This window comes from Exiguobacterium profundum (assembly GCF_001909285.1).
Lineage (GTDB): Bacteria > Bacillota > Bacilli > Exiguobacteriales > Exiguobacteriaceae > Exiguobacterium > Exiguobacterium profundum.
The window spans coordinates 108,435-108,675 of sequence record NZ_MRSV01000001.1; the positions used below are offsets into that span (position 1 = coordinate 108,435).

The window sequence follows — 241 nt, forward strand, 5'->3', positions numbered from 1 at the left end:
GAACCCGTGTTACCGCCGTGAAAGGGCGGTGTCTTAACCGCTTGACCAACGGGCCAGTGTATGTGTCTTCTAAGTAATTTTAAGTGGCGGAGACGGAGGGATTCGAACCCTCGCACCGGTTTCCCAGCCTACTCCCTTAGCAGGGGAGCCCCTTATAGCCTCTTGGGTACGTCTCCAAAATAAAATGGCTCCGCAAGTAGGATTTGAACCTACGACCTACCGGTTAACAGCCGGTTGCTCT

Annotated in this window: 2 tRNA genes (1 of these 2 running past the window's edge); both read right to left on the bottom strand. The window is 53.5% G+C overall.

Annotation, left to right across the window (positions count from 1 at the left end):
• Positions 1–84: 84 nt before the first annotated feature.
• Positions 85–176: transfer RNA gene (locus BBB58_RS00660), tRNA-Ser, on the bottom strand.
• 9 nt (positions 177–185) lie between these two features.
• A tRNA-OTHER gene (locus BBB58_RS00665) sits at positions 186–241 on the bottom strand (it continues 61 nt past the right edge of the window).